The organism is Aromatoleum toluclasticum ATCC 700605, from assembly GCF_000378245.1.
In the GTDB taxonomy this organism is placed as follows: domain Bacteria; phylum Pseudomonadota; class Gammaproteobacteria; order Burkholderiales; family Rhodocyclaceae; genus Aromatoleum; species Aromatoleum toluclasticum.
Map to the genome: position 1 here is coordinate 24461 of NZ_KB899519.1, position 6127 is coordinate 30587.

General features: G+C 59.4%; 6 protein-coding genes. 1 reads left to right on the forward strand and 5 read right to left on the reverse strand.

Annotated elements, in window-relative coordinates; genetic code table 11:
* Positions 1–2 precede the first annotated feature (2 nt).
* The 5 genes from F464_RS0126955 to bssD form a co-directional block, all read right to left on the reverse strand.
* Complete coding sequence (locus tag F464_RS0126955) at positions 3–863, reverse strand: AAA family ATPase (protein ID WP_026296368.1); 861 nt, start codon at positions 861–863, stop codon at positions 3–5.
* 47 nt (positions 864–910) lie between these two features.
* On the reverse strand, positions 911–1141 hold the full coding sequence (locus F464_RS30685) for a benzylsuccinate synthase beta subunit family protein (protein ID WP_084600614.1): 231 nt from the start codon (positions 1139–1141) through the stop codon (positions 911–913).
* A 76-nt stretch (positions 1142–1217) separates the two neighbouring features.
* Positions 1218–3812, reverse strand: a complete 2595-nt coding sequence (locus F464_RS0126960) for a glycyl radical protein (RefSeq protein WP_018992985.1) — start codon at positions 3810–3812, stop codon at positions 1218–1220.
* Positions 3813–3835: 23 nt separating this feature from the next.
* Positions 3836–4018, reverse strand: coding sequence for a benzylsuccinate synthase gamma subunit family protein (locus F464_RS0126965; protein ID WP_018992986.1), 183 nt, complete (start codon positions 4016–4018; stop codon positions 3836–3838).
* An 18-nt stretch (positions 4019–4036) separates the two neighbouring features.
* A complete protein-coding gene (bssD, locus tag F464_RS0126970; RefSeq protein ID WP_040395829.1) occupies positions 4037–5035 on the reverse strand; it encodes a [benzylsuccinate synthase]-activating enzyme in 999 nt (332 codons plus the stop codon).
* Between the two features lie 313 nt (positions 5036–5348).
* Between bssD and F464_RS29725 the strand changes: the two genes are divergently transcribed.
* Positions 5349–6127, forward strand: a 779-nt coding sequence (locus tag F464_RS29725; RefSeq protein ID WP_018992988.1) for a PAS domain S-box protein, incomplete at its 3' end; no start/stop codon positions are given.

The following is a 6127-nucleotide window of genomic DNA, read 5'->3' on the forward strand; positions in this document are numbered from 1 at the left end:
CCCTAGGCAGCGATGTATTGGACGTATTCCGTCTTGCTTTTTTCCACCTTCCCCTGATTCACGTGCAGCGACAGCAAAACCGATTCGAGCGTCTTCTTGTCGGTCTGGAGACTCGTCACGATGGCTTCGCGCAGCGTTCCCCCTGCGGCGATCATCTCGCCGAGCATCAGGATCTTGCGTGTGGAAACGTCGACGCCGAGCTCGGCATTGGCGCGAATGCTGTTCGCCACCGTGATGATTTCCCGCGCCTGCTCGTTGGTCACGCCGGTCTTCTTTTCCAGCACCTCGATTTCCACTTCGTTCGGCAGGAAATCCATCGTCGTGACATAGAAGCGGTCGCGCAGGGCCGGGTCGAGCAGCTCCGTGCCTACGAATTCGGCGCCTTCGTTGAGTGTCGCGAAGAAGACGACCCCGGGCGCGACCTGCAGCAGTCCCAGTTCGTCCATCCATACCTGGCGATCATCGGAGAGGATGGAGAACAACATGTTCAACGCCTTCGGGTGCTCGGGGCGGTTGATCTCTTCCAGATGGATGACGCAGTTCGGTGTCTGGATGGCCTGGGGGAAGAGGAATTGCTTGTAGCGGGTCTCCCCGTTCTCCAGTGCGTATTCACCGAACAATTGCCCCGGCTCGGACAGGATGCCGATCTGGAAAGTGGCCAAAGGCAGCCTGTTGACGGCAGCGTATTGCCGTACCAGCGAAGACTTGCCGCAACCCTGCTTCCCGACCACCAGGACGTTGACGGGATGCTTCCTGGATATTCTCGAGAACTTGTCGAGAAAGCTCTGGTTTTCCGTACTTACATAGTAGTAAGGGTCAACTTCCGGAACGAACAGGCCATTTGCGCTAGAAGAAATTTTCATGATCTCTTGTTACCCTCATCGAGAGGTGAGCAACATCCGTCCGATGTTCAGACGTGGTCGCGGAAGCTCAGTTTTCCTTCCTCGTGCCGGGCACAGGTCGTGTTCTCGACGTCCCTCAGCCAGCGTTTCCACACGCCTCCCATGGCGTGACGGTTGGCGGTGCATTGGCCGCGGTGCGGGTCGGTGGGGTCGGGGGTTTGCCACTTGCAGCTCCGGCACGGCCGGGATGTTCCTGCTTCCGTGTGCGGCTGGTTTTGTAGGCTCTTTTCTGCTTGCATGATTTGTCTCCAATATCTTCTTGTGTGATTCAAAAGGGAGGGGGCGGAACGCTGCCCCTCCTTTTAGCGGCGCTTTTCAGAGTTCGACGTTCAGGAATTCCAGATCGGACGCGCTGAAGTCCTGTTCCTGACGGGCAATGATCGTGTTCTGCCCATAAGTTGGAATGTCGACGAAGCGGGCGCTATAGCCTGAAACGCGAACGATGAGGTCATGGTGCTTCTCCGGTTCGCGCTGCGCGGCACGCATTTCGTCCGTGCTGACGACGTTGAACTGAACATGGTCGATATTCAGGTCGTGCCAGGTCTTCATGTACGAGTTCCAGATCTCGAAACCATGTTTCGAGCGCATGATCGGCACCGACAAACGCTGGTTCAGCAGATTGCCTTTCTGGTTCTTCTGTACCTTGGACACCGAGCGCAACACCGCCGTCGGACCCTTCTTGTCAGTGCCCATATAAGGAGAAATGCCGCCGTCGTCTGCCGCCTCACCGCCGAAGCGGCCGTCGGGCGTGGGACCCGTGCGCGAACCGACTTCCATGTACAGTCCGACAGCCTGCCCCGTCGGCATGACCGGACCACCTGAGTAGTTGGTGATCTTGCGCATTTCGCCGCCGATGATTTCCTCGTAGAAGCGGGTGATGATGTTGTCGGCGTAATCGTCGTCGTTGCCCCACTTCGGCGCCCGCTTGAAGTCGACGCGCATCTCCTCGAAGCCTTCCCAGTTCGCCTTCAACGCCTGGCTGAGCTGTTCGAGCGTGTACTTCCTGTCCTCGAACACCAGCTTCTTGATGGCCACGAGGGAGTTCGCCGCGACGATCGTCGTAATCGGGTTGTGCCAACCATTGGGCTGCTCGGACAGGGCACAGGCGTCCATGCCGAGCTCCATGCAGCCGTCGTCGATTGCGGATACGAACGGCATCTGCAGGAAGCGTTGCTCGAAGTAGCGCGACACGTCCTTGGTGCTTATGCAAAGGTTGATCGCGTATTGATACTGGTTGCGGAAGGCCTCCCAAACATCCTCGAAGGTCTTCAAGGATGAGAGATCGCCGGTCTTCGGGCCCAGTTGCATGTCGGCGTACGACCAGTCGTAGCCGTCATTCAGGGCGACTTCGAGCAGCTTGGCCGGGAAGATCGAGCCACCGCCTTCCGAACGGGTCTTTTGCGTCTTGCGTCGACCATGGATGCCAGGCGACATGCACAGGACGTTGACCCAGTTGTGGGCTTCCTCGTCGGTGGCGCCGTTGCCGTTGAGGCTGAACTTGGCGTATTCCTTCATCTGCGCCGTGCCGATCTCGTCGTGCTTGATGGACGGATAGCCGAGACCGTCGCGGATGCACTCGAAAACCCAGTGCAGCGTCTTTTCCCGGTTCTTCTTCGAATAGCGGAAGACGATGGAAGGCTCGGCCGTGCGGATGCGCTTGGCCGCCTCGAGGATCGCGTCGGTCATGTCGTTGCAGGCATCCTCGCCCTTGGCGTTGGTGCCGCCGACGGTGAGAATGAACAGATCGTTCGAGCCCGGGAAGATTTCGCGGTAGGCGCGCGACTTGCCGGCGCCGTGCTCGGAAATCTTCAAACGTTCCATCTCGACCAGTTCCACCGCATCCATGTGGCTCATCGGCTGGAATTTCTTGTCGACGACGGAGGCCTTGTAATACGGCCACAGCAGGGTGTCTTCCTTCTGCGCGTAGCCGCTCGCGTAGCGCTCGATGGCGTGACAGATCAGGAACGTGAAGAATTTCGCCTGCATCGCGTCCTTGAGGCCCTTGCAGGGCTCGGCGGGAATGCGATGGCAGATCTCGGCGATTTCGAGCAGCTCGGCTTGGCGCTTCGGATCGGTCTCGAAGTTCTCGGCGACGATCTTGCACAGACGGCCCTGCCGGCGCGCCCAGCTGATCACCGCCTTGCAGGCGATCACCATCGCCTTCCAGTTGTCGATCTTCGCGATGTTGTCCAGGCCCTTGGTGCCGTCCCACGGGAAGGTGGACATGTCGGCCTGGGCTTCGGCGATATGCTTCTCGGCGAGCTTGATGCGCGCGAGCAGGCCGTCTTCCAGCACGGTTTCGTAGGGCGGCACGATGCTGTTGTAACCCGAGGCGAAGGACGGCGCCTCCATGCTGCTCACCTGATACATGCGCCCGAGGTCTGCCGGATCGAAATAGGGCTGGCACTTGCTCTGCAGGCTATGCGGCTTCCAGTATTCATTGATCGCCGCCGCTTCGTCGGCCGGCTGCGGCGAGTAGTCGCTCCGCAGGTAGTCCTGGACGGCCATGTGGGACAGTTCGGGATACAGCGGGAACATGTTGGGATCTTCAGCGTGGTAGCCGACGATGAATTCGTCCTCCTGGAGCACCAGGGTCGACTTGTTCAGGACGTTCGCCAGCCCCAGCGCGCGCCGAATCGCTTCCGGCTGGCCTTCGCTGGCCTTGTGCGCTTCGGTGAGATAGCGCATGCGCTCGATGCCGGCCGTGACGCTCTTTTCGATGAACTCGCCGGCGGATGCATGTTTCCAGCGGCAGCGCTCCTTCAGGCGCTTGGTTCTCGCCGTCGACGGCTTTTGCAGATGCTCGTGCAACTCGTCGGCGGGAATTTTCGCTTCTGCCGGGTTTTCCGGCGTGAACCTGAGCGTATTCCCCTTGTATTCCAGAACCTTGGCGCTTGCGATGTCATTCATGGCTGTCTCCTCGGGATTATGTTTTATCGCTTCGCGCAGAACGCTTTGCATTGCGTGCTGTTTTCGAAAACGGGCTTGGAAAGCCAGTATTTGCCTTTTTCATCTTCCTTTTGCCGCACGCAATCGGCTTTGCCCGTTTCGTAGTCATCGGCGTTCGGGGGGACAGGAAAGAAATTCGTGCACTGCTTGCATGTGGTCGTTTCCATGGATATGTCTCCTTCGATTTATGTAATACACCCGATCCCGGCATCGGCAATCGTCTCGTGCCTGTCCGTCGTGATACCAACCAACCCGCCGATCGTCACGCTCTTGATGCCCGCGAGCTTCAGGCCTTTTGCCAGGGGCAATACCGTTTCGGGCGGGTTCTCTTCCACGCCCAAGTACTGGTATTCCTTTTCCCTGCCCAGGGAGAGATATTTTCCTTCTCCATAGACGTGGTAATTGAGAATATCGACCCCCTCCAGGTGCGTGGAATGACGGCTCAGATAGCTGATGTAGTCGTCGAAATCCCGGGGGGAATCGTTGAATCCGGGGATCACGGGAATATGGATGCGGATATTGGCCCCGGATTGAATGAGGCGCTCGATGTTGTCGAGAATCGGCTGAAGCGGCCAACCAATGACCTCTTCATGTTTTTCCGGATTCAGGGATTTCAGGTCGACGATGAAGAGATCGACGAATTCCAGCAGCGGCTGAATAACCGCCCAGTTCTTGGGAAAACAGGACGTCTCGATCGCGACGTGGACGTCGCGCGCCTTTATTTCGCGCGCCAGTTCCAGCGTGAATGCAGGATGGAAGAGAGGATCTCCGCCGCTGATGGTGACTCCGCCACCGCTATTGCGGTAGAAGAGGGAGTCCGACAAGGCTTCGTGCAGGATTTCCTCAACGCTCATGCGTTGCCCGACGGTGGTACGCGCGTCTGTCAGGCAGGCGGCGACGCAACGCATGCAGCGCTGACAGTCCGTGCGGTCGATCTCGACGGTCGTGCGGCCGTCCGAGTTGAGCACCAGGCGGGACGTCCCTGCGGGGCAGACGGCCACGCATCGGCCGCAGCCGACGCAGCGTGCCGGGTAATAGTAGAACTCCTGTCGCACGTCCTGGGTTTCGGGGTTGTGGCACCACGGGCAACGTAACGGGCAGCCTTTCAGGAAGATGGTCGTCCTGATCCCGGGCCCGTCCTGCAGGCTGAACCTCTGTATTTCGGTAACAAGAGGAATTCTCACGACAGCCTCTGCGGTTTGTTGCACGGCAAACAAATGAGGGGAGTGACTATCACGCGACGGAGGACCAGGCTTCAATGCACTTTTGGCCAGCGACCGTGGATTGAATTAAGCACCACCCGTTGAACCTAACCAATTGGTGCGAACACTTAACGAAGGGGGGGTTGCCCCTAATGCAGCGGCCGCGTTGCGGGCGCACAATCGGATCGGGTTCGACTCAGGGATTGATGTCTCTGCCGGGCGTCGGATTGCCTGCCGATTGCGCTGGCGCCGATTCGGGTCGGCTGATGTCCGGGGATGCGGGGAGGTAGTGCGCATGAGCGATGACGTGTTCGACGCGGCATTGAATGACGAGCAGGGCGAGGATGCCTCGCTCGGCTACGAGGCGATCTTTCGCAACACGCCGGTGGCGATCTGCCACCTGCTCAACCGCAGGATCAGGCGCTGTAACCGGCGATACGAGGAATTGTTCGGGTACGAACCCGGCGAACTCGACAACCAGTCGGTCGGCGTGCATTACCCGAGCGAAAACTCGTTTTCGACCATCGGCCGCAAATTCGGCCACTTCTTCGAGTCCCATCACACCTTCAAGGACGAGCGGCCGTTCGTGCGCAAGGACGGCGCGCTGATCTGGTGCATCGTCACCGGCACCTTGCTCGATCCGGCCGACCCGAAGCTCGGCAGCATCTGGGTGGTGCAGGACATCTCCGAGCACAAGCGGATCGAGGACGAATTGAAGGCCGACGTCGAGAAGCTCGAATTCGTCGTGCAGCAGCGGACCGTGGAGCTCAGCCGGCACGTCGCGAGTCTAGAGGAGGAAGTCGCGACGCGCCAGCGCGCCGAGGAGGCCGCGAACGAGAACCGCGAGAAATACCAGAAGCTCTTTCACATGCTGCCGATCGGCATTTCGATCACCGATACGCAGGGCGGCATCCTCGAGGCCAATTGCCAGTTCGCCGAAATGGCCGGCCTGCGGCGCGCGTCGCCCGAAAATTGGCGCAAACTGCCGCTGCGCTTCTATCTGCACGACGGCACGGAGATCCCGAGGGATCGCCTGCCCTGGCAGATCCGCGACTTCCAGAAGGATTCGATCGA

Bases quoted from the DNA above. Each gene is read 5' to 3' on its own strand.
- F464_RS0126955 (WP_026296368.1), bottom strand. From the start codon at position 863: ATGAAAATTTCTTCTAGCGCAAATGGCCTGTTCGTTCCGGAAGTTGAC.
- F464_RS30685 (WP_084600614.1), bottom strand. From the start codon at position 1,141: ATGCAAGCAGAAAAGAGCCTACAAAACCAGCCGCACACGGAAGCAGGA.
- F464_RS0126960 (WP_018992985.1), bottom strand. From the start codon at position 3,812: ATGAATGACATCGCAAGCGCCAAGGTTCTGGAATACAAGGGGAATACG.
- F464_RS0126965 (WP_018992986.1), bottom strand. From the start codon at position 4,018: ATGGAAACGACCACATGCAAGCAGTGCACGAATTTCTTTCCTGTCCCC.